Origin of the sequence: Paraburkholderia sediminicola, from assembly GCF_046026675.1 — a bacterium.
GTDB classification, from domain to species: domain Bacteria; phylum Pseudomonadota; class Gammaproteobacteria; order Burkholderiales; family Burkholderiaceae; genus Paraburkholderia; species Paraburkholderia sediminicola_F.
The window spans coordinates 392980-418250 of sequence record NZ_JAQQEY010000001.1 but is presented as its reverse complement, the minus strand read 5'-3'; the positions used below and the strand labels follow the sequence as shown (position 1 = coordinate 418250).

Here is a 25271-nt window from a genome sequence, read left to right as displayed (position 1 = left end):
CGCCTTGTACTCGCGAAAAATGGTCCCAGTTAGACCTCTTTCCCACGGCGCTGGACCGCAGCCTTACAGCTTGCCTTGCACCTTCTTCGGGCTGTCAGGAAGCCGTAACGGCGGTCTTGAAAAGTCGTTATAGTAGCAGGTTTAGCCTCCTCCTCTTTCCGCCAGGTCACGGGCCAAGTCTTGGAATAACGCGTGGAACAAATCCGTATCCGTGGGGCTCGCACCCACAACCTGAAGAACGTCAATCTCGACCTCCCACGTCACAAGCTCGTCGTGATTACGGGCCTATCCGGCTCGGGTAAATCGTCGCTGGCGTTCGACACGCTCTACGCGGAAGGACAGCGCCGCTACGTCGAAAGTCTCTCCGCTTACGCCCGCCAGTTCCTGCAATTGATGGAAAAGCCCGACGTCGATCTGATCGAAGGCCTGTCGCCGGCGATTTCGATCGAACAGAAGGCGACCTCGCACAATCCGCGTTCCACGGTCGGCACCGTCACCGAAATTCACGACTATCTGCGCCTCTTGTTCGCCCGGGTCGGCACGCCGTACTGTCCGGACCACGAAATTCCGCTGGAAGCGCAAAGCGTCTCGCAGATGGTCGACGCGGCGCTCGCGCTGCCGGACGAGACCAAGCTGATGATCCTCGCGCCGGTGGTGGCGAACCGCAAAGGCGAGCACGTCGAACTGTTCGAAGAGATGCAGGCGCAGGGCTTCATCCGTTTTCGCGTCCGTTCGGGCGGCGGCACGGCCAACGAAGGCGTAGCGAAGATCTATGAAGTCGACTCGCTGCCGAAGCTCAAGAAAAACGACAAGCACACGATCGACGTCGTCGTCGACCGGTTGAAAGTGCGCGGCGATATGAAGCAGCGCCTCGCCGAATCGTTCGAAACGGCACTGCGTCTCGCCGACGGCCGCGCGATCGCGCTGGAAATGGATACGGACAAGGAGCATCTGTTCAGCTCGAAGTTCGCCTGCCCGATCTGCTCGTATTCGCTGCAGGAACTGGAGCCGCGCCTCTTCTCGTTCAACAACCCGATGGGTGCGTGCCCGGAATGCGACGGCCTCGGCCAGATCACCTTCTTCGATCCGAAGCGGGTCGTCGCGCATCCGTCGCTGTCGCTGGCGGCAGGCGCGGTGAAGGGCTGGGACCGGCGCAATCAGTTTTACTTCCAGATGCTGCAGAGTCTCGCGGCGTTCTACGAGTTCGACATCGACACGGCCGTCGAAGACCTGCCGGAAAAAGTCCGCAAGATTCTGCTGTTCGGTTCGGGCAAGCAGGAGATTCCGTTCTCGTACATCAACGAGCGCGGCCGCACTTCCGTGCGCGAGCATGTGTTCGAAGGGATCATTCCGAACCTTGAGCGGCGTTACCGCGAGACCGATTCGGTCGCGGTGCGCGAAGAACTCGCCAAGTATCAGAACAACCAGTCCTGCCCCGCCTGCGCCGGCACGCGGCTGCGTAGGGAAGCCCGTTTCGTGCGAATCGGCTCGAACAGCGACGCACGCGGCATCTTCGAAATCAGCGGCTGGCCGTTGCGCGACGCGCTCGGTTATTTCCAGACGCTGCGGCTCGAAGGCTCGAAGCGCGAGATCGCCGACAAGGTGGTCAAAGAAATCGTCGCGCGCCTGATGTTCCTGAATAACGTCGGGCTCGACTACCTGTCGCTGGAGCGCAGCGCGGAAACGCTGTCGGGCGGTGAAGCGCAGCGGATTCGCCTCGCCTCGCAGATCGGTTCGGGTTTGACCGGTGTGATGTACGTGCTGGACGAGCCGTCGATCGGTCTGCATCAGCGCGACAACGACCGGCTGATCGCCACGCTCAAACATTTGCGCGACCTGGGCAACTCGGTAATCGTCGTCGAGCACGACGAAGACATGATTCGCATGGCCGACTATGTGGTCGACATGGGCCCAGGCGCGGGCGAGCACGGCGGGATGGTGATTGCCGAAGGCACGCCCAAGCAGGTCGAGGAGAACGCGGCATCGATGACCGGGCAGTACATGTCCGGCGCCCGCAACATCGAATTCCCGGACGAACGCAAGGAACCGGACGAGCGCCGTCTGCGCATCGTCGAGGCGTACGGCAATAATCTGCAGCACGTCTCGCTCGATCTGCCGGTCGGCCTGCTGACCTGTGTGACCGGTGTGTCCGGTTCGGGCAAGTCCACGCTGATCAACGACACGCTGTACCACGCGGTCGCGCATCACCTGTATGGCTCTTCCGCCGAGCCGGCGCCGTACGAATCGATCGAAGGCCTGGAGCACTTCGACAAGGTCATCAATGTCGACCAGTCGCCGATCGGCCGCACGCCGCGCTCGAATCCGGCCACGTACACGGGCCTGTTCACGCCGATCCGCGAACTGTTCGCGGGCGTGCCTGCGGCGAAAGAACGCGGCTACGAAGCGGGCCGCTTCTCGTTCAACGTGAAGGGCGGCCGCTGCGAATCCTGCCAGGGCGACGGCGTACTGAAGGTGGAAATGCACTTTCTGCCGGACGTCTACGTTCCCTGCGACGTCTGCCACGGCAAGCGCTACAACCGCGAAACCCTGGACGTTCAGTACAAAGGCAAGAACATTAGCGAAGTGCTCGACATGACGGTGGAGAACGCCTACGAGTTCTTCAAGCCAGTGCCGGTCGTCGCGCGCAAGCTGAAAACCTTGCTGGACGTGGGTCTCGGCTATATCCGGCTGGGCCAGTCGGCCACCACCCTGTCGGGCGGCGAGGCACAGCGCGTCAAACTTTCGTTGGAACTGAGCAAGCGAGACACGGGTCGCACGCTATACATCCTGGACGAGCCGACCACCGGTCTGCACTTTCACGACATCGCATTGCTGCTGGAAGTCATTCATCGTTTGCGAGACCAGGGTAATACCGTCGTGATCATCGAGCATAATCTCGATGTAATAAAGACCGCCGACTGGGTCATCGATCTCGGCCCCGAAGGTGGAGCCGGCGGCGGTCAGATCATTGCGCAAGGCACGCCGGAGCAGGTTGCCAAGTCGAAGGCAAGTTTTACCGGTAAGTATCTGGCGCCTCTGCTGAAACGCATTGCCAGTAGAAAGTAACGCTGCACAACACGGGTTGGAGACGGAATAAGCCATGGCCAAGCGGAATCAGGCGAGCGACGACGGGCAAGTGCGGGACCTGCGCCCACGCCCGGTCAGGCTGACTAGCGACATGAGCCTGCCGAAGCTGTCGGCGGTCGAAATCGGCAGTTACGTGCTGATGCTGATCGGGATGTGGGCGGTCATCGAACTGAGGCTGCTCGGCGCCTTACTGGCCGGGCTGCTCGTGTTTCAACTCGTGCACACCATCGCGCCGCGCATCGAACGGCATATGTCGAGTCAGCGCGCGCGCTGGCTCGCGGTGGTGATCCTCTCGGCCGTGATCGTCGGTGCATTGACGGGGCTGACGCTCGGCATCATCGAACATTTCGAGAGCGACGTGCCGAGCGTGCAGAAGCTGCTCGACCAGGCGATGCAGTTGATCGACCAGGCGCGTGGCCGGATTCCGCAATTCGTCGCCAACTATCTGCCGGTCGATACCGACCAGATGAAGACCAAGGCGGCCGAGCTGATGCAGACGCACGCGAACATGCTGCAGCAAAGCGGCAAAACCGCGGCGCGCGGCTTCACGCATATCCTGATCGGCATGATCATCGGCGCGATCATCGCGGTCGGGGCGCAGAAGCATATGCAACGACTACCGCTGTCCACGGCGTTCGTCACGCGCGTGACGCGTTTCGCCGACGCCTTCCGCCGCATCGTGTTCGCTCAGGTCAAGATTTCCGCGATCAATGCGGTCTTCACCGGCATCTTCCTGCTGGTGATCCTGCCGATCTTTCACGACACGCTGCCACTCTCCAAAACGCTGGTGCTGGTGACGTTTATCGTCGGCTTGCTGCCGGTGATCGGCAATCTGATCTCGAACACGATCATCGTCGCGGTGGCGCTCTCGGTGAGCTTTCCGGCGGCGATCATGTCGTTGGTATTCCTGATCCTGATCCACAAGCTGGAGTACTTCCTGAACGCGCGCATCGTCGGTGGTCAAATCGAGGCGCGCGCCTGGGAACTGCTGATCGCGATGCTCGTGATGGAAGCCGCGTTCGGCATCCCCGGCGTGGTTGCGGCGCCGATTTTCTATGCGTATATCAAGCGGGAATTGATTTATCTGCGGCTGGTGTGAGCGCCGTCCGTGCAAGCAGGCGAACCAATGAACGGCACTTCGGTGCCGTTTTTTTTCGCCCGCTGCACCCACCAGTAAATGCCCAGCGCCGACACTCTTCGAGTTGAACCGCACGCCGCTCACGAGAAACTTGCGGTAGACTGCGCGATTCCTTAAGATGCGAACAATTCCCATTTACACCGCACTGCAGTGAATCGCCGCTACTCCTTCCTTCCTGTCCCGCCGGCTCGCCCATGAGGCGGCAACTCGTCCGCCTGCACCGCTGGTTCGGTGTCGCCATAGCGCTGTTTCTGTTCGTCGCCGGCCTGACCGGCGCGATCATCGCGTGGGATCACGAACTCGATGCGGCGCTGAATCCGTCGTTCTTCAAGGTGCGCACCGCCGGTCCGGCGCTGTCGGGACTAGAACTGGCGCGCCGCGTCGAAGCGGCCGATCCGCGCCTGCAGGTGACATATCTGCCGCTCGACGCTGAACCCGGCCACACGCTGCAGATGATGGTGCTGCCGCGCACCAACCCCGCGACGAAGCAGCCCTACCCGCTCGACTTCAACCAGATTGCCGTCGACCCCGCCACCGGCGACATCCAGGGCCGGCGCGAATGGGGCGCCGTTTCACTCGCGCGGCTCAATCTGATTCCGTTCATCTACAAGCTGCACTACACGTTGCATTTGCCGTTCACCGGCGGTGTCGATATCGGCACGTGGCTAATGGGCATCGTTGGGATCGTGTGGCTGTTCGACAGCGTGGTCGCCCTATGGCTGTCGTTTCCGAGCCTCAAGGCATGGCGCAAGTCGTTCGCATTCCGCCTCGGGCGCGGCGGCTATGCGCTCACCTTCGATCTGCATCGCTCAGGCGGCGTGTGGATCTGGGGCCTGCTGGTGATCGTCGCGCTAACGTCCGTATCGATGAATCTCTCCGGGCCCGTGGTTCGACCGGTCGTGTCGCTAGTCTCAAAGCTCACGCCGGATCCGATCAACAACCCCGAAATTTTGCGTGCGCCGCAACCCGGCGATCAGGTGCTGAGCCGCGAGCGCATCGTGCAGCTAGCGGAGCAAGCCGGTAAGGCGCAGAACCTGAAGGTGCCGCCAGGCGGCGTCTACTACGCGGAATTCCTGCACGCCTATGGCGTCGGCTTCTACGCAACCGGCAACGATCACGGCGATCTCGGCCTCGGCAATCCGTGGATGTATTGGGACGCGGCCACCGGCAAGCAACTCGGCGCGCAGATTCCCGGCAAAGGCACGGCGGGCGACATCTTCATGCAGGTGCAATTCCCCCTGCATTCGGGACGCATCCTCGGACTCGGTGGCCGGATTCTGATTAGCGCGATGGGAATTGCGGTCGCCGTGCTGAGCGCAACGGGACTACTGATCTGGCTGAAGAAACTGAATGCGCGCCGCCGTTCCGCACAAAACGCGCGGCTTGCGCCGGACGCGCGGAATGCGGGTGGCTCCGCAATGCGGTCCTGATCTGAAGAGGGAGCGCCGACTCATTCGGCGCTAGCTTGCAGCGGGGTGATGCGGCCGCGGTTTGGCCGCCCCACTGCAAGCGCATCAACTACGCTTAACGAAACACCACCGTCTTGCTGCCGTTCAACACGACGCGATGCTCGACGTGCCATTTCACCGCGCGCGCAAGCGTCACGCATTCAACGTCGCGGCCAATCGCAGTCAGTTGCTCCGGCGTCATGCTGTGGTCGACCCGCTCCACGCCCTGCTCGATGATCGGACCTTCGTCGAGATCCGTCGTCACGTAGTGCGCCGTTGCACCGATCAGCTTCACACCGCGGTCAAAGGCCTGGTAATACGGCTTCGCGCCCTTGAAGCTCGGCAGAAACGAATGGTGAATATTGATCGCGCGGCCGGCGAGCGATTCGCACAATTGCGGCGACAGAATCTGCATGTAGCGCGCGAGCACGACCAGATCGGCTTGATGCTCGTCGATCACTTCAAGCACGCGCGCTTCCTGCGCGGCCTTCGCGTCCGGCGTGCCGCCCATCAGCGGGAAGTGATGGAACGGAATGTCGTAGCTGGCCGCGAGTTGATAGAACTCCTTGTGGTTCGAGATGATCGCCGGAATCTCGATACCCAATTGACCAGTGCGATAGCGGAACAGCAGGTCGTTCAGGCAATGACCGATCTTCGACACCATGATGACGACGCGCGGCTTCACCGACGCATCGTGCATTTCCCAGCGCATGCCGAACTGCTCAGCGAGCGTTGCGAACGACGTACGCAACGCGTCCAGGCCCGGATCGCCGCCGACCTGCTGGAAATGCACGCGCATGAAGAACTCGCCGGTGCGGCTGTCGCCGAACTGCGCGGAGTCGAGAATATTGCTGCCACGCTCGAACAGAAAGCCCGAAACTGCGTGGACGATGCCGGGCCGGTCGGCGCACGACAGTTTGAGGATAAAGCTGTGATCGGTCGACATGACCTGGGTGACTCCCTTCTTCAGTGCGTGGTTTGTTCGGTGTGTCTCAATCGATGCAGCGTGCTACAGCGTAACCTGGCATGTTCCCCGCACCTGCGCCTGACTAGCGCTTAGGCAAGCACCGGTGGTGCGAACAGCGCCTCGATGCCCGGACACGCGTCTTCGTCGATCCAACGGCGGCGCAGCAGGCAATCCAGCGTAGCCAGACTCGCATCCACGGTCATTGCGCCTTCTTCGATCCAGCGCGCCACTTCGTCGATGCGTGCGAGCCGGTGTTCACCCACTTCGCCGTCCTGATTGCGCGGCACGAAATCGGCCGGCAGCGCGAGGTCGTAGATAAAAATCTGTTCGGCCTGCGTGCCTTCCGGCAACGATTGCAGCACATGCGCGGTGCGCCCGGCGGTGACGCGCGCGGCGATCTCCTCGGGAATGCCGGCTTCCTCCCAGCACTCCTTGATGATCGTCGCCTCGACGCCGAAGCCCCAGCCGATCCCGCCTGCGACGACATTGTCGAGCATGCCCGGGTCGGTGGCCTTGGTGTCGCTGCGGCGCGCGATCCATAATTGCGGGGCGGCCTTCCGTGGCGCGCCATCCGCGTATTCTACGACGCCGTTCAGATGCACCGCGTAGGTCATCGTGCCGAAGAAGCGCGACGCCGCGCGTTCGATGTAGGCGAGCGGCGGCGCATCGAACGCGTTGCGGATCGCGTAAGTCTCGTTGCGCCAGCCGGGAATACGGCCCTCGGCGGCAAGCGCCCCGATCACGGAACCGAGTGCCGCGCTGCGCAGATCGACGGTGTTGAATACAGGCGCGAGCGTCACGCGCCTTTGTTCAACACTGTCGATTGCAAACACATCGGGCCAGCGCGCGAGCAAGGGCACATCAGTCGAGCGAATCCAGCCGACCTGCTCGGCGTCGATCCAGAACGGCAGATGCGCGTCTATGTCGAAGTGACGCGCGGCGGTGATGCAAGGCAAAGTCATTTAAAGCTCCAAACTGGTCTTCGGCCGCACTCGGTTTTCGGCAGTCGTGCCAGCCGCGTCAATTGATTCAATCCCGCAAGGCGACGCGAATCCCGATTGCGATGAACGTCGCGCCGGCGAGCCGATCGAGCCACACGCCCACGCGCGGCCGGCGCTTCAGCCAGCCGCCGATCATCCCCGCGCACACGCCGAACAGCGAAAACACCACCACGGTCTGCAACATGAACAACACGCCGAGTTCGAGCATCTGCACCGTGACGCTTTGCGTGCCGTGCGGCTGCACGAATTGCGGCAGGAATACGACGAAGAACAGCGTCACCTTCGGATTCAGCAGATTGCCGAGCACGCTCTGGCGAAACACCGCCATCAACGGCTGCGGCGGGCGCTCGTGCGCGGTGGCGAGGCCCTGGCTGCGCAGCGCCTTGATGCCAATCCAGATCAGATACGCGGCGCCGGCCAGCTTGATCACCTCAAACGCAACCGGCGACGAACGCAGCAACGCGGCCACGCCAAGCGCGGCCAACGTGGTGTGAAAAGTGATTCCGGCGGCAAAGCCGAGCGCGGCGACGAGACCCGCCGCGCGGCCTTGCGAGATGCCACGCGCGAGCACTTGCAGGTTGTCAGGGCCGGGCGCCATCGTGATAGCGATCGAGGTCGCAAGGAACAACAGGAAGTTAGGCATCTTTTCTTACCTTCGTTGTGTGCAGGAAGAAGTTGGCATCCGGTGCTCAATGGCCGCCGAATTCAGTCACCGTGTAGAGCGGCAGGCCCGCTTTGCGCAGCAACGCCGAGCCGCCAAGGTCAGGCAGATCGATAATCGCAGCCCCTTCGATCACCACCGCGCCGAGCCGCTCGAGCAGAATCTTGCCGGCCATCATCGTGCCGCCGGTAGCGATCAGATCGTCGATGATCACGACGCGGTCACCCGGCTTGCAGGCGTCCTCGTGAATCTCGACCGTCGCGGTGCCGTATTCCAGCTCATAGGATTGCGCGACCCGCTTGTACGGCAGCTTGCCCTGCTTGCGGATCGGAATGAAGCCGAGGTTCAGCTCATAGGCCAGAATCGGCCCGATGATGAAGCCGCGCGCGTCCAGCCCGGCGACGTAGTCGAGTTTCGCGTCGATATAGCGTTGGACGAACAGATCGATCAGCACGCGCAGCGACTTCGGCTCCTGCAGAAGCGGCGTGATATCGCGAAACTGCACGCCCGGCAGCGGCCAGTCGGGCACCGTGCGAATGTGGCTTTTGATGTAATCGGCCGCATCGAGCGGCGCGCTCGCGAGCGCGTTGGACATGATGTCTCCGGATGGACCTCGGCGGGTCCGATGAAAGGCTAAATCAGGTGCGGCCGGCCAGGTGCGAGCGGCTCAAGCGCGGCCGGCAACACCAGCCTGGCAAGACCTCACCAGGCAACGCCACGCCGGCCATACCCGCTACTAGGCCGCAGCGGCGCCCGCACGGCGATGCTTCGAAAGCCGCTCTTCGGCTTCGGCCAACTGTTCGGGCAGACCGCGTAACACCACGATGTCGCTTGCGCGCAGCTTGGTGGACGGGTCCGGCTCGACACCGCGAATGCCGTGCCGGCGAATCGCCGTCACCTCGACGCCCAGTTCGAACAGACCCACTTCCGCCAGCGTTCGGCCCACCGCGTCCGAGTTTTCGTCGACCGGCACCGATTGTAGCCGCACCTGTTCGTGGCCGTCGTCGTCTTCCATGTCGTCCGCGCCGTGGAAATAGCCGCGCAGTAGCGCGTAGCGCTCGTCGCGCATTTCCTCGACCCGCCGCACCACGCGCCGCATCGGCACACCCATCAGCACCAGCGTGTGCGAGGCCAGCATCAGGCTGCCCTCGACGATTTCCGGAATCACTTCGGTCGCGCCGGCGGCCAGCAGCTTTTCCAGATCGGCGTCGTCGACGGTACGAACGATTACCGGCAGCGTCGGCTCAAGCTCGTGAATATTGTGTAACACGCGCAATGCCGACGGCGTGTTCGCGTAGGTAATCGCGATTGCCGCGGCGCGATGGATACCGGCGGCAAGCAGCGATTCGCGCCGCCCCGCATCGCCGAACACCACCGACTCACCTGCCGCGGCCGCGGCCTGCACGCGGTCAGGGTCCAGGTCCAACGCGACATACGACAAGCCTTCATGCTCCAGCATGCGCGCCAGATTCTGCCCGGCCCGGCCGTAGCCGCAAATGATCACGTGACCGCTTTGCTTCAGGCTCTGCGTCGCAATGCGCGTCATCTGCAAGGACTGCATCATCCATTCAGTCGACGACAACCGTAGCACGATTCGATCGGCGTTCTGGATCATGAAAGGCGCGGCCAGCATCGACAGCAGCATCGCCGCGAGAATCGCCTGCAACAGGGTGGCGTCGACGAGATGTTTGTCGAGAATCAGGTTCAGCAGCACGAAGCCGAACTCACCGGCTTGCGCGAGGCCGATACCGGTGCGCATCGCGACACCCGGCGACGCACCGAAAAGGCGCGAGAGTCCGGTCACCATCACCGCCTTCAGCAGGATCGGGCCGACCAGGAAGCCCAACACGATGAACGGGTGCTCCCAGATCACACGTGGATTCAGCAGCATGCCGGTCGTGACGAAGAAGAGGCCAAGCAGCACGTCGCGAAATGGCTTGATGTCCTCTTCCACCTGATGACGGTACGGCGTTTCGGCAATCAACATACCGGCGATGAACGCGCCGAGCGCGAGCGACAGACCGAACTTATCCGTGATGAACGCTGCGCCGAGCGTCACCAGCAGCAGATTAAGGATGAACAGTTCCTGCGAGCGGCGGCGCGCGACCACGTTGAACCAGCGCGTCATGAAGCGCTGACCCACTATTAACAATAGCGCCAACGCCACGACGATCTTGATCGCGGCCACCCCGAGCGAGCTGACGAGATCTTTCGAATCGCCGCCCAGCGCTGCGATCACGATCAACAGCGGAACCACCGCCAGATCCTGGAACAGCAGCACACCGAAGATATTGCGGCCGTGCTCGGTTTCAATCTCGAGCCGCTCAGCCAGCATCTTGCTGACGATCGCCGTCGACGACATCGCCAACGCGCCGCCCAGCGCCACGCTCGCCTGCCACGTGATGTGCACCCAGCGCTCCAGCACGAAGCCGAGCGTGACCGCCACGGCAATTGTGCCGATCACCTGCAACAGGCCTAAGCCGAACACAAGCCGGCGCATTGAGCGCAGCTTGGAAAGCGAAAACTCCAGCCCGATCGAAAACATCAGGAACACGACGCCGAACTCGGCCAGGTTCTGCGCCCCCACCGAGTCGGGAATCAAACCGAACGCGTGCGGCCCGACGACGATGCCGACCGTCAGATAGCCGAGCATCGGTGGAAGATTCAGAAAGCGAAAAGTCACCACTCCGGCCACTGATGCCAGCAGCAGGAATAGCGTCATTTCGAGGGGGGAAATCATCGGCTAAAACGCATCGGTAAAGCGTCCTCGTTCGTCAGCGGAACCGCGCACGAGAAAGGCCGTGCGACAAGGTTGAGGGGCCGGTAAAGGCAGCAATAAAGACAGCGGCTTGGCACAGCAGGCCCGGCGCGGCGAACAAGCGCCTTTGCTATACTCCGCGAATGATAGCGAAAATCAATGGCGACCGGGCACTCGCGCTCGCTCGCGACGTGCTCGACATCGAAGCGGACGCCGTGCGCGCGCTTCGCGATCAACTCGACGAGGGATTCGTCGGGGCGGTCGACTTCATCCTGGGTTGCCGTGGACGCGTTGTCGTTTCCGGCATCGGCAAATCCGGCCACGTGGCCCGCAAGCTCGCGGCCACGCTCGCCAGCACCGGCACACCGGCGTTCTTCGTTCACCCGGCGGAAGCGAGTCATGGCGACCTCGGCATGGTTACGGCAGACGACGTGTTCCTCGCGCTGTCCAATTCCGGTGAAACTGAAGAACTCGTGGCAATCCTGCCGCTCATCAAGCGGCTCGGCGCGAAGCTGATTGCGATGACGGGCCGTCCGTCGTCGAGTCTCGCACAACTGGCCGACGTACATCTGAATTCTGGCGTGTCAAAAGAAGCCTGTCCGATGAACCTTGCGCCCACCGCCAGCACCACCGCCGCGCTCGCGCTCGGCGATGCGCTCGCAGTCGCGGTGCTGGACGCACGCGGCTTTGGCCGGGACGACTTCGCCCGCTCGCATCCGGGCGGCGCGCTCGGCCGCCGCCTGCTCACTTATGTGCGCGACGTGATGCGCACCGACGACCAGGTGCCGAAGGTGACGCCTGACGCGACCGTGCGCGACGCGTTGTTCCAGTTGACAGCCAAGCGCATGGGCATGACGGCGATCGTCGATCACAACGATCATGTGACCGGCATTTTCACCGACGGCGACTTGCGCCGCGTGCTCGAACGCGACGGCGATTTCCGCGAGCTGTCGATTGCCTCGGTAATGACCGCCGGCCCGCGCACCATCGGTCCGGATCAACTTGCTGTCGAAGCCGTGGAACTGATGGAACGCCACCGCATCAATCAGATGCTGGTCGTCGACGAAGCAGGCAAGCTGATCGGCGCACTCAACATGCACGACCTGTTCTCGAAGAAGGTGATCTGATGCCCGTCGCCCCCCTTACCGCCACTGAACGCGCAAGCCGCGTCAAGCTGATGATTTTCGACGTCGACGGCGTGCTGACCGATGGCGGCCTGCTGTTTACGGCGGAAGGCGACACGATGAAGGGCTTCAACTCGATGGACGGCCACGGCATGAAGCTGCTGCGCCAGGCCGGCATCGAAACGGCAATCATCACCGGGCGCAAGTCGGGCATCGTCGCGGCGCGGGCGAAGGAAATGAACATCACCCACGTCTATCAGGGCGTGCAGGACAAACCCCTGGCGTTCGCCGACCTGCTCAAGCAAACCGGCATGACGGCGGAAGAATGCGGCTATATGGGCGACGACTGGGTCGATCTCGGCGTGATGCTGAAGGTCGGTTTCGCGGCGGCGCCGGCCAATTCGCATCCTGAAGTGATCGCGCGCGCCCATTGGGTGAGCGAGGCGCGCGGCGGCCATGGTGCGGCGCGCGAAGTCTGCGACACCTTGCTGCGCGCACAGCACAAATATGAAGCGCTGCTCGCGGCAGCCTGTAGCGGCGAACAGCGAGGCCTCGTCGGATGAATCGGTTTCGCTGGACCTCATTGATTCCGCTCGTCGCGATGGCCGCGCTCGCCGGTATTACATGGTGGCTGCTGCAAGCCACGCTGCCGCGGCAGAACGAAGGCGTGGCGCGCCCCAAGGAGCACACGCCCGACTACTTCGCGGACAACTTCTCGGTTTCGGAACTCGATCAGTCGGGCTCGACGCAATACCGTCTGACCGCCCAGTCCCTGATCCATTACGAGGATGACGAGCTGAGCGACCTGGTCAAGCCGGCCATGCGCGCCTTTCAGCCCGGCAAGCCGATCGTCACCGCGACCGGCGACACCGGCACGGTGAACGGCGACGCCTCGATCGTCAATCTGTACGACAACGCGCGCATCGTGCGGGCCGCCGGTAACGGCGATCCGCAGATGCAGGCAGATTCGCAGCATTTTAGGGTGCTGGTCAACGACGATGTGATCGAGACCGAAAAGCCGGTTAAACTTCAGCGCGGCATGTCTGTAATGACTGCCAGCGGCATGAACTACAACAACGTCACCCGGGTGATGCAGCTGTTCGGCAATGTGAAGGGCGCGATTGCCGCGTCTGAAGGCTCCGTCAGCTCGCCCAAGCAACCCGGGTAATCCATTCCAGGCGTGACTGCATGAACGAATCGTTCCCCCGTTTTGATACCGGCCGCTCGCGCACCCTGTCCGCGTGCCGCGCCGGACTCGCTGCGCTGATCATCGCGTTGCCGCTCGCCGGCTTCGCGCCGCTTGCGCACGCCGATCGCGCCGACAAGGACAAGCCGCTGAACGTCGAAGCGGACAACATGACTTACGACGACCTCAAACAGGTCAACATCTTCACCGGCCACGTGGTCGCCACCAAAGGCACGATCGTGATCAGGGCCGATCGGGTCGAAGTGACGCAAGACCCGCAGGGCTATCAGTACGCCACCGGCACGTCGAGCGGCGGTAATCTGTCGTATTTCCGCCAGAAGCGCGAAGGCCTTGATGAATACATCGAAGGCACGGCTATTCGGATCGACTACGACGGCAAGCAGGATCTGACCACGCTCACCACCAACGCCACCGTCAAGCGCCTGCAAGGCCTCTCAACGGTGATGGACCAGGTGCATGGCAGCGTCATTACCTATGACGGCCAGAGCGACTTTTACACCGCGAAGGCGGGTAAGGACGTCGCCGGCCCGGGCAACCCGACCGGCCGCGTGCGCGCCATGCTGGCGCCGCGCAATGGCGGCGCAGCGCCCTTGAACGGCGCGTCGGCCACACTCGCGCCGTCCACCACGATCCAGGGAGCACCGAACCAGTGAGCTCCTCCGCGTCCCTCCCCAATCGCAAACCGGCAGGCACCAGCAGTTCGCTGGTGGTCCGCAACCTGAAGAAGCGCTACGGCTCACGCACGGTCGTCAAAGACGTCTCGCTCGACGTGAAAAGCGGCGAAGTGGTCGGCCTGCTCGGCCCCAACGGCGCCGGCAAGACCACCTCGTTCTATATGATCGTCGGCCTCGTGCCGCTCGATGCAGGTGAAATCGACCTGGACGGCAAGTCGATCAGCCTGTTGCCGATTCACAAGCGCGCGTCATTGGGCTTGTCGTATCTGCCGCAGGAAGCATCGGTGTTCCGCAAGCTCAGCGTCGAGGAAAACATTCGCGCGGTGCTGGAATTGCAGGTCGAAGACAACGGCAAGCGGCTTAGCAAGGACACCATCACGAACCGCACAGAGGCGTTGCTCGACGAACTGCAGATCGCTCACCTGCGCGAGAATCCGGCGTTGTCGCTGTCGGGCGGCGAGCGCCGGCGGGTCGAAATCGCCCGTGCGCTGGCCACCAATCCGAGCTTTATTCTGCTCGACGAACCGTTCGCGGGCGTCGATCCAATCGCGGTGCTGGAAATCCAGAAGATCGTCAAATTTTTGAAGCAGCGCAATATCGGCGTGCTGATCACCGACCACAACGTGCGCGAAACCCTCGGCATCTGTGATCACGCCTACATCATCAGCGACGGCAGCGTGCTGGCCGCCGGTGCGCCGAGCGACATCATCGAGAACGAAAGCGTGCGGCGCGTCTATCTGGGCGAGCACTTCCGCATGTAAGTGCACAAAGGATTGCCGGCGGTGCGAGCGTGCATCCGCCGGACCCTTTGCGGCATCCGCACATCAGCATTTTTGACCTGGGCCGTCCCGCGCCCAGCGCCGCCGAAAACGGGCGCACGCGTAATTGCGAATGTCGCAATGTATCGCGGTCGTGGCAAACTCTCTACAATGAATCTCAACTTGCCATGAAAGCCAGCCTCCAACTCCGCCTATCGCAGCATCTTGCGCTGACCCCGCAACTGCAGCAGTCCATCCGGCTGCTTCAGCTGTCTACGCTCGAACTGCAGCAGGAAGTCTCAATGGCGATCTCGCAGAATCCGCTCCTTGAGAACGAGGACGACTGGATCGCGAGTCCCCTGCGCGTGGCGGCCGACGGCTCACTGATCGCCCAGTCGCCCAATTCCTCCCCACCGCCCGACCAGATGGGCGGCAATACGTCGTCTTCGTCCACCAGCAGCAGCGAGCGCGCCGAGAACGGCGAGCCACAGGGTGTCGACGAATACAACGGCCTCGCGAGCGACAACAACGGCGACGCGTCACAATGGGATCTTGGCGACTACGGCCGCTCCGGCAACGCCTCGGACGACGACGATCTGCCGCCGCTACAAATCCACGAATCGAGCACCTCGCTGCGCGATCACCTGATGGCGCAACTTCGCGTCACGCAGGCGAGCCAGCGCGACCGCGCGCTGATCACCTTCCTGATCGAATCGCTCGACGACGACGGCTATCTTGCCGCCACGCTCAATGAAGTGCTGACCGATCTGCCCGAAGAGCTCGAGGTCGATCTCGACGAAATGAACGCCGCGCTTGCGCTACTGCATAGCTTCGACCCGGCAGGGGTCGGCGCGCGCTCCGCGTCCGAGTGCCTCAAGCTGCAATTGCTGCGGCTCGAACAGTCGTCTACGCGCACGCTTGCGCTCGACATCGTCGCCCATCATCTGGAACTGCTCGCGGCACGCGATTTCACGCGCCTGCGCAAACACCTGAAGGCGAACGACGACGATCTACGCGATGCGCATGTGTTGATCCGCTCGCTCGAACCGTTTCCGGGCGCCGCTTACGGCAAGGCAGAAGCGGACTACGTCGTGCCGGACATCATGGTGCGCAAAACGGCACAGGGCTGGCAGGCAGAGCTGAATCCGGAGGTGGTGCCCAAGCTGCGCATCAACCACCTGTACGCGAATATTCTGCGCAATAACCGGGGGGACCCCGGCAGCGGATCGTTGCGCCAGCAACTGCAGGAAGCACGCTGGCTGATCAAAAATATCCAGCAGCGTTTCGAAACGATCCTCAGGGTCGCGCAAGCCATTGTCGAGCGTCAAAAGAGCTTTTTTGTGCACGGCGAAATTGCCATGCGCCCCTTGGTTTTGCGAGAAATTGCTGATACGCTGGGCCTACACGAGTCAACTGTCTCGCGTGTGACAACCGGTAAATACATGCTGACCCCATTCGGGACGCTTGAATTTAAGTACTTCTTCGGATCACACGTTTCGACTGACACGGGCGGCGCGGCGTCTTCCACGGCGATTCGCGCGCTCATCAAGCAACTGATAGGAGCGGAAAACCCGAAATCTCCTCTTTCAGACAGCCGCATAGCCGAACTGCTGGCGGAACAGGGCTTCGTGGTCGCACGGCGTACCGTTGCGAAGTATCGCGAGGCCCTCAAGATTCCGGCAGTCAACCTGCGCAAGTCTCTGTAGCCCGCCGCCTCCCGCGACGGGCATTTACCGGCCGCTCCGCAGTTGGCGGACAGGCCGGCCGATGCGACCTGCCAGAAGTCAGTCACCGGGGGGCGACTCAGGCAAGCCGACAGATCGACCGGACCTTCGTCATCGTGCGGAACAAGCGGCCTCTAGCTTGGAGAAGCACTATGAATCTGCAGATCAGTGGACACCACCTCGAAGTAACGCCTGCGTTGCGCGAATACGTGATCACCAAACTGGATAGGGTGCTAAGACATTTTGATCAGGTCATCGACGGCAGTGTGGTCCTCTCGGTCGACAACCACAAGGAAAAGGAAAAGCGTCAAAAGGTTGAAATCAACCTGCATCTGAAGGGCAAAGATATCTTCGTCGAGAGCTGTGACAGCGATCTCTACGCTGCGATCGATCTGATGATCGACAAGCTCGACCGGCAAGTGATACGCCACAAAGATCGCCTGCAAGGCCATCAGCACGATGCGATCAAGTACCAGCCGGCACCGATACTGGACGTGCCGCCGCAATAAGGAAGATTAGAAGGTCTGCTTTACTTTCCTTCGTTTTCCTCATTCGCCCGCATTTGCGTATCCCCAGCCAAACCGCCCGAGACCGGGCGGTTTTTCGTTTCAGGGCGCCTTTTTCAGGCAGCCGGGCAGACCGGATCAATCCTGCGAAGAAACCCATGATGCATGGATGGCGCGCCGCACCATCCGTGGCTACCCTGTTCTATAATGTTCCGGTTACCATCGGGGTCAAGTTAGCTCAAACGGGAAATCGGTCGGCCGGAGTCCTTCGCTTTCGGACTCCAACGCACGTCGCCGTGAGCATCAAACGAATGGAACATCACTCAAACGCCCCAGCGAGGAGAACCCAGGCCACGTTTTCGCCTGTCAACATGAATCGTTTAGCCAAATTTCTTCCCCTCGAGAACGTCGTCGTCGGACTATCGGTCACCAGCAAGAAGCGCGTGTTCGAGCAAGCGGGCCTGATCTTCGAGAACCAGAACGGCATCGCCCGTAGCACGGTCACTGACAATCTGTTTGCGCGCGAGCGCCTCGGATCGACGGGGCTTGGTGAAGGCGTCGCGATTCCGCATGGCCGGATCAAAGGCTTGAAGCAGCCGCTCGCCGCATTCGTCCGTCTTGCCGAACCCATCCCCTTCGAATCGCCCGACGGTCAGCCGGTCTCGCTGCTGATCTTCCTGCTCGTGCCCGAGCAGGCCACCCAGCAGCACCTCGAAATTCTCTCGGAAATCGCCCAGTTGCTGTCCGATCGCGAAGCCCGCGAGCGCCTGCACACGGAAGAAGACCGCGAATCGTTGCATCGCCTGCTCACTCAGTGGCAACCTTGATGCATCGGCGGTTATCCGCACGTCGCCTATTCACCCGGCTTCCCGCCTGCAGGCGGGTACAGCCAGGCGAGGTGCGCGGTCCGCGTTAGCGCGGCCGCATCCTTTCCCAAGCAAGCGGTCCACACGGGAGTCACCGACTCATGGATACGTCCAGCATCAACGCCCAGAGCATTTTCGACGACAACGCCGCCATGCTGAAGTTGAGCTGGCTGACGGGGCATGAAGGCTGGGAGCGCGGCTTTTCTTCGGAATCGGTCGCCAATGCCACGTCGAGCGCCGACCTCGTCGGCCACTTGAACTTGATCCACCCGAACCGGATTCAGGTGCTCGGCGACGCCGAAATCGACTACTACAAGCGCCAAACCGACGAAGACCGCTCGCGCCACATGGCCGAACTGATCGCGTTGGAACCGCCGTTTCTGGTGGTAGCGGGCGGCGTCGCCGCTCCGCCGGAACTGGTGCTGCGCTGCACGCGCTCGTCCACGCCGCTTTTCACCACACCGATGTCCGCTGCTGCAGTGATCGACAGCCTGCGCCTCTACATGTCGCGCATTCTCGCGCCGCGCGCCACGCTGCACGGCGTGTTTCTCGACATTCTCGGTATGGGCGTGCTGCTCACCGGCGATTCCGGCCTCGGCAAGAGCGAACTCGGGCTGGAACTGATCAGCCGCGGCCACGGCCTTGTCGCCGACGACGCCGTGGATTTCGTGCGCCTTGGGCCGGATTTTGTCGAAGGGCGCTGCCCGCCGCTGCTGCAAAACCTGCTTGAAGTGCGCGGTCTGGGCCTGCTCGATATCAAGACGATCTTCGGTGAAACCGCGGTGCGCCGCAAAATGAAGCTGAAACTGATCGTGCAACTGGTGCGCCGTCCCGACGGTGAATTCCAGCGGCTGCCGCTGGAAAGCCAAACCGTCGACGTGCTCGGCCTGCCGATCAGCAAAGTCACGATTCAGGTTGCGGCCGGCCGCAACCTCGCGGTTCTGGTCGAAGCGGCCGTGCGCAACACGATCCTGCAACTGCGCGGCATCGATACGCTGCGCGACTTCATGGATCGCCAGCGTCTGGCCATGCAGGACCCGGACAGCCAGTTTCCCGGCAAATTGATCTGAATCCGCTCGCCCCGCGGCACCGTGTAACGCCCGCAGCCAACGGCAGGCTGCGGCGGCGCGCACACGGGGACCAGATGCTATGATGAACTGTACGGATTTCACGACTCCATGCGCATAATCCTGATCACCGGTATTTCCGGCTCCGGCAAATCAGTTGCCCTGAACGCGCTTGAAGACGCAGGCTATTACTGCGTCGACAATCTGCCGCCGCGTTTTTTGCCGCAACTGGCCAACTATCTCGCCGACGACGGCCAGGAACGCCTCGCGGTCGCCATCGACGCGCGCTCGAGCGCTTCGCTCGACGAAATGCCCGCGATGATCCGCGACCTGTCGCGCGCCCACGATGTGCGCGTACTATTCCTGAACGCAAGCACGCAGTCGCTGATTCAACGCTTCTCCGAAACACGCCGCCGCCATCCGCTGTCCGGTTCCACCGCGCATGATGCAGACGTCGGCTTGTTGACGTCGCTCGCCGAAGCGATCGAACGCGAACGCGAACTCGTGGCGGGCCTCGTCGAATTCGGCCATCAGATCGATACCAGCAATTTGCGCGCGAACGTGCTGCGCGCGTGGGTCAAACGCTTCATCGAGCAGGAAGATACGGGGCTCGTGCTGATGTTCGAGTCCTTTGGCTTTAAACGCGGCGTGCCGCTCGACGCCGATTATGTTTTCGACGTACGCACGCTGCCGAACCCGTACTACGATCATGAATTGCGGCCACTCACGGGCCTCGACCAACCGGTGCGGGATTTTCTCGATGCGCTGCCGGTCGTGCATGAAATGATCGACGACATCGAAAAATTTCTCGCCAAATGGTTGCCGCATTTCCGTGACGACAACCGCAGTTATCTGACGGTCGCGATCGGTTGCACGGGCGGCCAGCACCGCTCTGTATTCATTGCGGAGACGCTCGCCGCGCGTCTCGCAACGTCGGCGAATGTCATTGTGCGGCACCGCGATGCGCCGGTTCATGCCGGCGAATCATCGAAGTTAGTGGCTTAACCGGCCGCATTGCGCGGCCTTAACTCGAAGCGTTGCGCCATGTCTTCTTCTACTGTGCTTGCCGATGTGCCGCTGTTTCCGCTGCATACGGTGCTGTTCCCCGATGGACTGCTGCCGCTGAAAATCTTCGAAGCGCGCTACCTCGATATGGCGCGCGACTGTCTGCGTGAAAAAACGCCGTTCGGTGTGTGTTTGCTGAAAAGCGGTGCAGAGGTGGCGCGCGAAGAAGAGCCTTCGGTGCCCGAAGCAATTGGCTGTCTCGCCGAAATCGAAGAGTGCGATGTCGAAGCCTTCGGCATGCTGCTGATTCGGGCGCGCGGCACGCGGCGGTTTCGCCTGCTGTCGCATCGCGTGGAAAGCAGCGGCTTGCTGGTCGGTATGGCGGAGCCGCTCGGAGAAGACATACCGCTCGAAGGCAATGAGCAGCTGGCGAAATTCGGCGCGTGTGCAGAAGTGCTCGAACGGATCATCGCAACCATCCGCGAACGCGATCCGGACAGCTTGCCGTTCGCGGAGCCGTTCAGGCTGGAAGATCCGTCATGGGTGTCGAACCGGCTTGCGGAAGTGTTGCCCATCGCCCTTCGTGCAAGGCAAAAGTTGATGGAATTGCAGGACGCCGGCGCGCGAATCGACGTGGTTCATCACTATATGCAGCAGCATCAGCTGCTTTGATTTGACGTGCTTTCGGCTCGGGGCTGGCTAGAGCAGCGAGCCGTGCAGACTATCCAGTAGTTTGCGCACCGGCGCGGGCACACCGAACGAATCGAGATCGCTTAACGCGACCCATGCGGTGTCCGCGTCGTTAAGCACAGCCAATGCGCCCACACCGCGGTCCAGATCAGCGATCCGCGGCTCGATATCCAGCTTGAAATGCGTGAAGACGTGCGTAAGCGGCGCGAGCGGAGAGACCGCTCCGTCGCCACCGAAGGCACGCGCGCGCTCGGCGAGCGCGGCTTCGTCAGCAGCTTCGGGCAGGCTCCACAAGCCGCCCCAGATGCCTGACGGCGGACGCTTTTCCAGCATCACGGCGTTACCGTCGCGCAGCACCAGCATCCATGTGCGGCGCGTCGGCACGGCTTTCTTCGGTCGTGCCGTGGGCAGTTCACGCTGACGCCCGCTCACGTTGGCCACGCAGTCCACGGCGAACGGGCAGCGCAGGCAGTCCGGCTTGCCCCGCACACACAACGTTGCGCCGAGGTCCATCAGGCCTTGCGTGTATGCACTGACATCGTCGTCCGATGCGTTGGACGGCAGCAGCGACTCCGCCAGCGTCCACATCGCATTCTCGACTTTCTTTTCACCCGGAAAACCTTCGACGCCGAACACCCGCGCCAACACACGCTTAACGTTGCCGTCGAGAATCGTGGCGCGCGCGCCAAACGCGAAAGAGGCGATCGCCGCCGCCGTTGAGCGACCGATGCCCGGCAATTCAGCAAGCTCGTCGGCCGACGCGGGAAACGCACCGCCATGCTGCTCGACGACCACCTGCGCGCAGCGATGCAGATTGCGTGCGCGCGAGTAATAGCCGAGGCCGGCCCACAACGCCATCACATCGTCTGCCGGCGCGGAGGCGAGCGAGGCAACATCCGGACAACGCGCAAGAAACTTTGCGTAGTACGGAATCACCGTCGATACCTGAGTCTGCTGCAGCATGATTTCCGACAGCCAGATGCGATACGCATCGCGCGTGTTCTGCCAGGGCAGGTCATGACGGCCATGCTGGCGCTGCCACGCAATCAGCCGCGTGGAAAAATCAGACATGGTCGGGAAAGCAGGCGCAGCGGACGGAGCAGACGGACTTAAACGAGAAGGCATCGAAAATTTAGCGCTGGCAGTTGGGACAGAAATACGTAGAACGCTGCCCCTGCACGATCTGTTTGATCGGCGTTCCACACACGCGGCATGGCAGCCCCGCGCGATCATAGACGAAATAGTCGAGCTGGAAGTAACCACTTTCGCCATCGCTGCCGACGAAATCACGCAGCGTGCTGCCACCCTTCTCGATCGCTGCGGCGAGCGTGACGCGCACCGCGTCGGCCAGCAGATCGTAGCGCACGAGCGAGACGCGGCCCGCTGCGGTGGTGGGCCGGATACCGGCACGAAAGAGACTTTCGGATGCGTAGATATTACCCACGCCGACCACGATCTCCCCCGCCAGCAACGCCTGCTTCACCGACACCTTGCGACCACGCGTGAGCCGGTGCATCAACGCGCCGGAGAACGCCGGCGAAAACGGCTCGACACCGAGGCCCGCGAGCAGCGGATGCTCGAGCACGTCGCCGGCTTCGCGCGGGTGCCACAGCACCGCGCCGAAGCGCCGCGGATCGCGATAGCGCAAAATGAATTCGTCAAAAATCCAGTCGATGTGATCGTGTTTCGCTGCGGCCGGTGGACGCGGCACATGGCGCAGCACACGCAGCGTGCCCGTCATGCCCAGATGCACAATGAACCAGCCGGCGTCGATTTCGAACAACAGATACTTGCCCCGCCTCTCGACCTTGCGCACCACGCTGCCACGCAAGGTTTTCGCAAGGTCCGCCGGAATCGGCCAACGCAGCGCGGGCGTACGCACATCGACGCGTTCAACCTTGCGCCCCGACACATACGGTTCGATTCCCCTTCGGGTAACCTCAACTTCTGGCAACTCTGGCATGTCTAACTGGTCTGCAACTTGCGTGAGTGGTTGTGCGCTTATTGTAGCGAGCGCGTTACAATCGTCCGAAACATTGAACGGATTTCCATGAACTTGTCCTTCGTGAAGCTGTTTTCGAAGCGCCCGGCTAGCGCATCCCGCGTGCCGCACGCCGTGTCCGGTCGCCGCATGCTCGGTGCCGCCGCGCTCGCCGTCTGGGCGCTGGCTGCCGTGCCCGCGCACGCGCAGGACCCGTCGCCAGACTCGGATGACACGTCCGTCACCCTGCCAGACCCGCTCGGCCCGGCAACGGCAGAAGACCAGAAGTCTCTGCCGGGCGTGCCTCTGTCCAGCCAGATCGTATTCCAGGTGCTCGCCGCTGAAGTCGCATTGCAACGCGACCAGCCGGCGCCCGCCTACCAGACCTACCTCGCGCTCGCACGCGACACGCACGATCCGCGCATGGCGCAACGCGCCACGGAAATCGCGCTGGCCGCACAAAGCCCGTCGGACGCGTTGGCCGCCGCGCAATTGTGGCAGCAGTATGCGCCAGATTCGGAACGCGCCGCGCAACTCGACGCGTCGCTGCTCGTGCTGTCCGGCAAGCCTGACGACGCCGCGCCGATCCTCGCCCGTGAACTCGCAAGAGTACCGGCCGACAATCGCGGCAGCGCGATTCTGGCGCTGCAGTTGCTGCTCTCGCGCGGCCCGAACCGGATCGGCGGCTTGCATGTGCTGCAGGATCTGCTGAAGAACGACCTGAACCGGCCCGAGGCGCAGCTGGCCATCGCGCGCCAGCAGCTCGTTTCGGACGACGCACCGGGCGCGCGCAAGTCGCTCGAGCAGGCGCTCACGCTCAAGCCGGACTATTTGCCGGCCGCGCTGACGCTGTCGCAGATGGGCCCTGAGGAGCGCAAGGAAGGCATCGCGTCGCTCGAAAAGTACGTGCAGCAGAATCCGAAATCGCACGACGCGCGTCTCGCGCTCGCGCAGATGTATCTAGCGAGCGACCGTCTGGACGACGCGCAGAAGCAGTTCGAGATCATGCACAAGAACAACGCGACTGACCTCACGCCGCTGATGGCGCTCGCGCTGATCAAGATCCAGCAGAAGAATTTCACTGACGCGCAGACCTATCTGACCCAGTACGCACAGCAAGCCGAAAAAACGCCAGGCGCCGATCCGGGCCAGGCGTATATCTATCTTGCGCAACTGTCGCTCGAACAGAAGAACGAAGCTGCGGCAAGCGACTGGCTGAACAAGGTTTCACCAGCGAGCCAGCAATTCGTGCCGGCGCAGATCACGCGCGCACAATTGCTCGCCAAGCAGGGCAAGACTGAAGACGCGCGCAAACTGCTGGCCAATCTGCAGGCGCCCGATCCGCGCGACCAGGCGCTGCTTGCACGCACCGACGCGGCCATTCTGTTCGACGCGAAGCGCTATCCGGAAGCAGAAACACGCCTGCAACAAGCCACCGCGAATTTCCCGGACGATCCCGATCTCACCTACGACTACGCCATGGCCGCCGAAAAGACCGGCCATTACGATGTCATGGAAGCGCAACTGCGCAAGCTGATCCAGACGCAGCCGGACAATCCGCAGGCTTATAACGCGCTCGGCTATTCGCTGGCCGATCGCAATCAGCGCCTGCCGGAAGCGGACAAGCTGGTCGAGAGGGCCTCGGCGCTGGCGCCTAACGACGCGTTCATCATGGACAGCGTCGGCTGGGTCAAGTACCGGATGGGTGATACGTCGGATGCCATCAAGCTGCTGCGCAAAGCGTACGACCTCCAGCCGAACGCCGAAATCGGTGCGCATCTCGGTGAAGTGCTGTGGAAAACCGGTGCGCAGGATCAGGCTCGCGCCGCTTTCCGCGACGCGCGCAAGCTCGAACCGGACAACGACACCCTGGTCAAAACGCTGCAACGTCTTCAGGTGAACGATCTTTGATGCGTCTTTCCCGCTTGATCTCCTATCCCCGGGCGCCGCGTGGCGCGGCGCTCGGATTCGTAACGGCAGCGGTTGTCGCGTTGGCCGGTTGTGCATCGGTCAAGCCGCAGGGGCCGTCCACGTCGAATGCGGCAACCTCCGTCACTGCGCAGACCTCGCGTGCTTATCAAGGCCGTTTCGCGATTCAGTACAACGATCAGAACGGCCAGCAGCGCAATGCCTATGGGAATTTCACCTGGCAGGAAACGGGTGACACGGTCACCCTGCAATTGCGCAATCCGCTTGGGCAGACGCTCGCCATCGTGACTTCGTCGCCGGCTTCGGCCACGCTCGAACTGCCGAATCGTCAACCACTCACCGCCGACAACGTCTCCACGCTGATGCAGAATGCGCTCGGCTTTGCGCTGCCGGTCGAAGGGTTGCGCTACTGGCTACAACCGTCGCCCGCGCCGACTTCGCGCGCGAAAACCGAGAAGGATCCGGAGCAGCCTTCGCACCTGAAGCAGATCACGCAGGACGGCTGGACAATCGATTACCTGGCGTATGCGGACGCGCCGGCCACCGGCGTCAAGCGCGTGAATCTGCGCCGCTCGGAACCGCCGCTCGACATCAAGCTCGTGCTGGATCAGTAGTTCAGTAGCCGCGCCTGTTCGCGTAACCCTTGCCGCTTCTTCGGCGCCGCTATGGCGCATGTAGCC

General features: G+C 62.3%; 23 protein-coding genes. 16 read left to right on the top strand and 7 right to left on the bottom strand.

Annotation, left to right across the window (positions count from 1 at the left end):
* The first annotated feature begins 192 nt into the window (after positions 1–192).
* The 3 genes from uvrA (at position 193) to PQQ86_RS01855 (ending at position 5655) form a co-directional block, all read left to right on the top strand.
* Complete coding sequence (gene uvrA / locus PQQ86_RS01865; RefSeq protein WP_408264466.1) at positions 193–3066, top strand: excinuclease ABC subunit UvrA; 2874 nt, start codon at positions 193–195, stop codon at positions 3064–3066.
* A gap of 34 nt (positions 3067–3100) precedes the next feature.
* Positions 3101–4186, top strand: a complete 1086-nt coding sequence (locus tag PQQ86_RS01860) for an AI-2E family transporter (protein ID WP_408264464.1) — start codon at positions 3101–3103, stop codon at positions 4184–4186.
* 233 nt (positions 4187–4419) lie between these two features.
* A complete protein-coding gene (locus PQQ86_RS01855) occupies positions 4420–5655 on the top strand; it encodes a PepSY-associated TM helix domain-containing protein (RefSeq protein ID WP_408264462.1) in 1236 nt (411 codons plus the stop codon).
* Positions 5656–5749: 94 nt separating this feature from the next.
* Here the strand turns inward: PQQ86_RS01855 and purU are convergent, their stop codons facing one another.
* The 5 genes from purU to PQQ86_RS01830 all read right to left on the bottom strand — a co-directional run bounded on the left by purU (position 5750) and on the right by PQQ86_RS01830 (position 11042).
* Positions 5750–6619 carry a formyltetrahydrofolate deformylase gene (gene purU / locus PQQ86_RS01850; RefSeq protein WP_097391246.1) on the bottom strand — a complete coding sequence of 290 codons (870 nt, stop codon included), beginning with the start codon at positions 6617–6619 and terminating at the stop codon, positions 5750–5752.
* 110 nt (positions 6620–6729) lie between these two features.
* On the bottom strand, positions 6730–7602 hold the full coding sequence (locus PQQ86_RS01845) for an NUDIX hydrolase (RefSeq protein WP_408264460.1): 873 nt from the start codon (positions 7600–7602) through the stop codon (positions 6730–6732).
* Positions 7603–7669: 67 nt separating this feature from the next.
* Entirely contained in the window at positions 7670–8284 is a 615-nt protein-coding gene (locus tag PQQ86_RS01840) for a LysE family translocator (RefSeq protein ID WP_408264458.1), read from the bottom strand.
* A gap of 46 nt (positions 8285–8330) precedes the next feature.
* Positions 8331–8897 (bottom strand): adenine phosphoribosyltransferase, encoded by a 567-nt coding sequence (locus PQQ86_RS01835; RefSeq protein ID WP_408264456.1) that lies wholly within the window; start codon positions 8895–8897, stop codon positions 8331–8333.
* A 141-nt stretch (positions 8898–9038) separates the two neighbouring features.
* Positions 9039–11042 (bottom strand): monovalent cation:proton antiporter family protein, encoded by a 2004-nt coding sequence (locus PQQ86_RS01830; RefSeq protein WP_408264454.1) that lies wholly within the window; start codon positions 11040–11042, stop codon positions 9039–9041.
* A gap of 161 nt (positions 11043–11203) precedes the next feature.
* Between PQQ86_RS01830 and kdsD the strand changes: the two genes are divergently transcribed.
* The 11 genes from kdsD (at position 11204) to PQQ86_RS01775 (ending at position 20663) form a co-directional block, all read left to right on the top strand.
* Positions 11204–12187 carry an arabinose 5-phosphate isomerase KdsD gene (kdsD, locus tag PQQ86_RS01825; protein ID WP_408264452.1) on the top strand — a complete coding sequence of 328 codons (984 nt, stop codon included), beginning with the start codon at positions 11204–11206 and terminating at the stop codon, positions 12185–12187.
* Complete coding sequence (locus PQQ86_RS01820) at positions 12187–12747, top strand: KdsC family phosphatase (RefSeq protein ID WP_408264450.1); 561 nt, start codon at positions 12187–12189, stop codon at positions 12745–12747. Before kdsD ends, PQQ86_RS01820 begins: the two co-directional genes overlap by 1 nt.
* Positions 12744–13352, top strand: coding sequence for an LPS export ABC transporter periplasmic protein LptC (gene lptC / locus PQQ86_RS01815; RefSeq protein ID WP_408264448.1), 609 nt, complete (start codon positions 12744–12746; stop codon positions 13350–13352). The genes PQQ86_RS01820 and lptC overlap by 4 nt, the downstream gene beginning before the upstream one ends.
* A 20-nt stretch (positions 13353–13372) precedes the next feature.
* Positions 13373–14044, top strand: coding sequence for a lipopolysaccharide transport periplasmic protein LptA (gene lptA, locus PQQ86_RS01810; RefSeq protein ID WP_408264446.1), 672 nt, complete (start codon positions 13373–13375; stop codon positions 14042–14044).
* A complete protein-coding gene (gene lptB / locus PQQ86_RS01805) occupies positions 14041–14826 on the top strand; it encodes an LPS export ABC transporter ATP-binding protein (protein WP_097391240.1) in 786 nt (261 codons plus the stop codon). Before lptA ends, lptB begins: the two co-directional genes overlap by 4 nt.
* Before the next feature lie 185 nt (positions 14827–15011).
* Positions 15012–16529: an RNA polymerase factor sigma-54 gene (locus PQQ86_RS01800; protein ID WP_408264444.1), complete on the top strand. Its 1518-nt coding sequence runs from the start codon at positions 15012–15014 to the stop codon at positions 16527–16529.
* A gap of 170 nt (positions 16530–16699) precedes the next feature.
* Entirely contained in the window at positions 16700–17056 is a 357-nt protein-coding gene (hpf, locus tag PQQ86_RS01795) for a ribosome hibernation-promoting factor, HPF/YfiA family (RefSeq protein WP_054035819.1), read from the top strand.
* A gap of 308 nt (positions 17057–17364) precedes the next feature.
* Positions 17365–17880, top strand: a complete 516-nt coding sequence (locus PQQ86_RS01790; RefSeq protein ID WP_074285509.1) for a PTS sugar transporter subunit IIA — start codon at positions 17365–17367, stop codon at positions 17878–17880.
* 140 nt (positions 17881–18020) lie between these two features.
* Positions 18021–18989: an HPr(Ser) kinase/phosphatase gene (hprK, locus tag PQQ86_RS01785; RefSeq protein ID WP_012431656.1), complete on the top strand. Its 969-nt coding sequence runs from the start codon at positions 18021–18023 to the stop codon at positions 18987–18989.
* 108 nt (positions 18990–19097) lie between these two features.
* Entirely contained in the window at positions 19098–19991 is an 894-nt protein-coding gene (rapZ, locus tag PQQ86_RS01780; RefSeq protein ID WP_408264443.1) for an RNase adapter RapZ, read from the top strand.
* Between the two features lie 39 nt (positions 19992–20030).
* The gene (locus PQQ86_RS01775; RefSeq protein ID WP_097391236.1) at positions 20031–20663 is read left to right on the top strand and encodes an LON peptidase substrate-binding domain-containing protein; all 633 of its coding nucleotides are present in this window, start codon (positions 20031–20033) and stop codon (positions 20661–20663) included.
* Positions 20664–20690: 27 nt separating this feature from the next.
* Here PQQ86_RS01775 and mutY read toward each other — a convergent pair whose 3' ends face one another.
* Both mutY and mutM read right to left on the bottom strand, forming a co-directional pair.
* Positions 20691–21806, bottom strand: a complete 1116-nt coding sequence (gene mutY, locus PQQ86_RS01770) for an A/G-specific adenine glycosylase (RefSeq protein ID WP_408264440.1) — start codon at positions 21804–21806, stop codon at positions 20691–20693.
* Positions 21807–21813: 7 nt separating this feature from the next.
* Positions 21814–22644 carry a bifunctional DNA-formamidopyrimidine glycosylase/DNA-(apurinic or apyrimidinic site) lyase gene (gene mutM / locus PQQ86_RS01765; protein ID WP_408264438.1) on the bottom strand — a complete coding sequence of 277 codons (831 nt, stop codon included), beginning with the start codon at positions 22642–22644 and terminating at the stop codon, positions 21814–21816.
* Between the two features lie 87 nt (positions 22645–22731).
* Between mutM and PQQ86_RS01760 the strand changes: the two genes are divergently transcribed.
* Together PQQ86_RS01760 and lolB are read left to right on the top strand one after the other, a co-directional pair.
* Complete coding sequence (locus PQQ86_RS01760; protein ID WP_408264436.1) at positions 22732–24573, top strand: tetratricopeptide repeat protein; 1842 nt, start codon at positions 22732–22734, stop codon at positions 24571–24573.
* The gene (gene lolB, locus PQQ86_RS01755) at positions 24573–25205 is read left to right on the top strand and encodes a lipoprotein insertase outer membrane protein LolB (RefSeq protein WP_408264435.1); all 633 of its coding nucleotides are present in this window, start codon (positions 24573–24575) and stop codon (positions 25203–25205) included. Before PQQ86_RS01760 ends, lolB begins: the two co-directional genes overlap by 1 nt.
* The last annotated feature ends 66 nt before the right edge of the window (positions 25206–25271 follow it).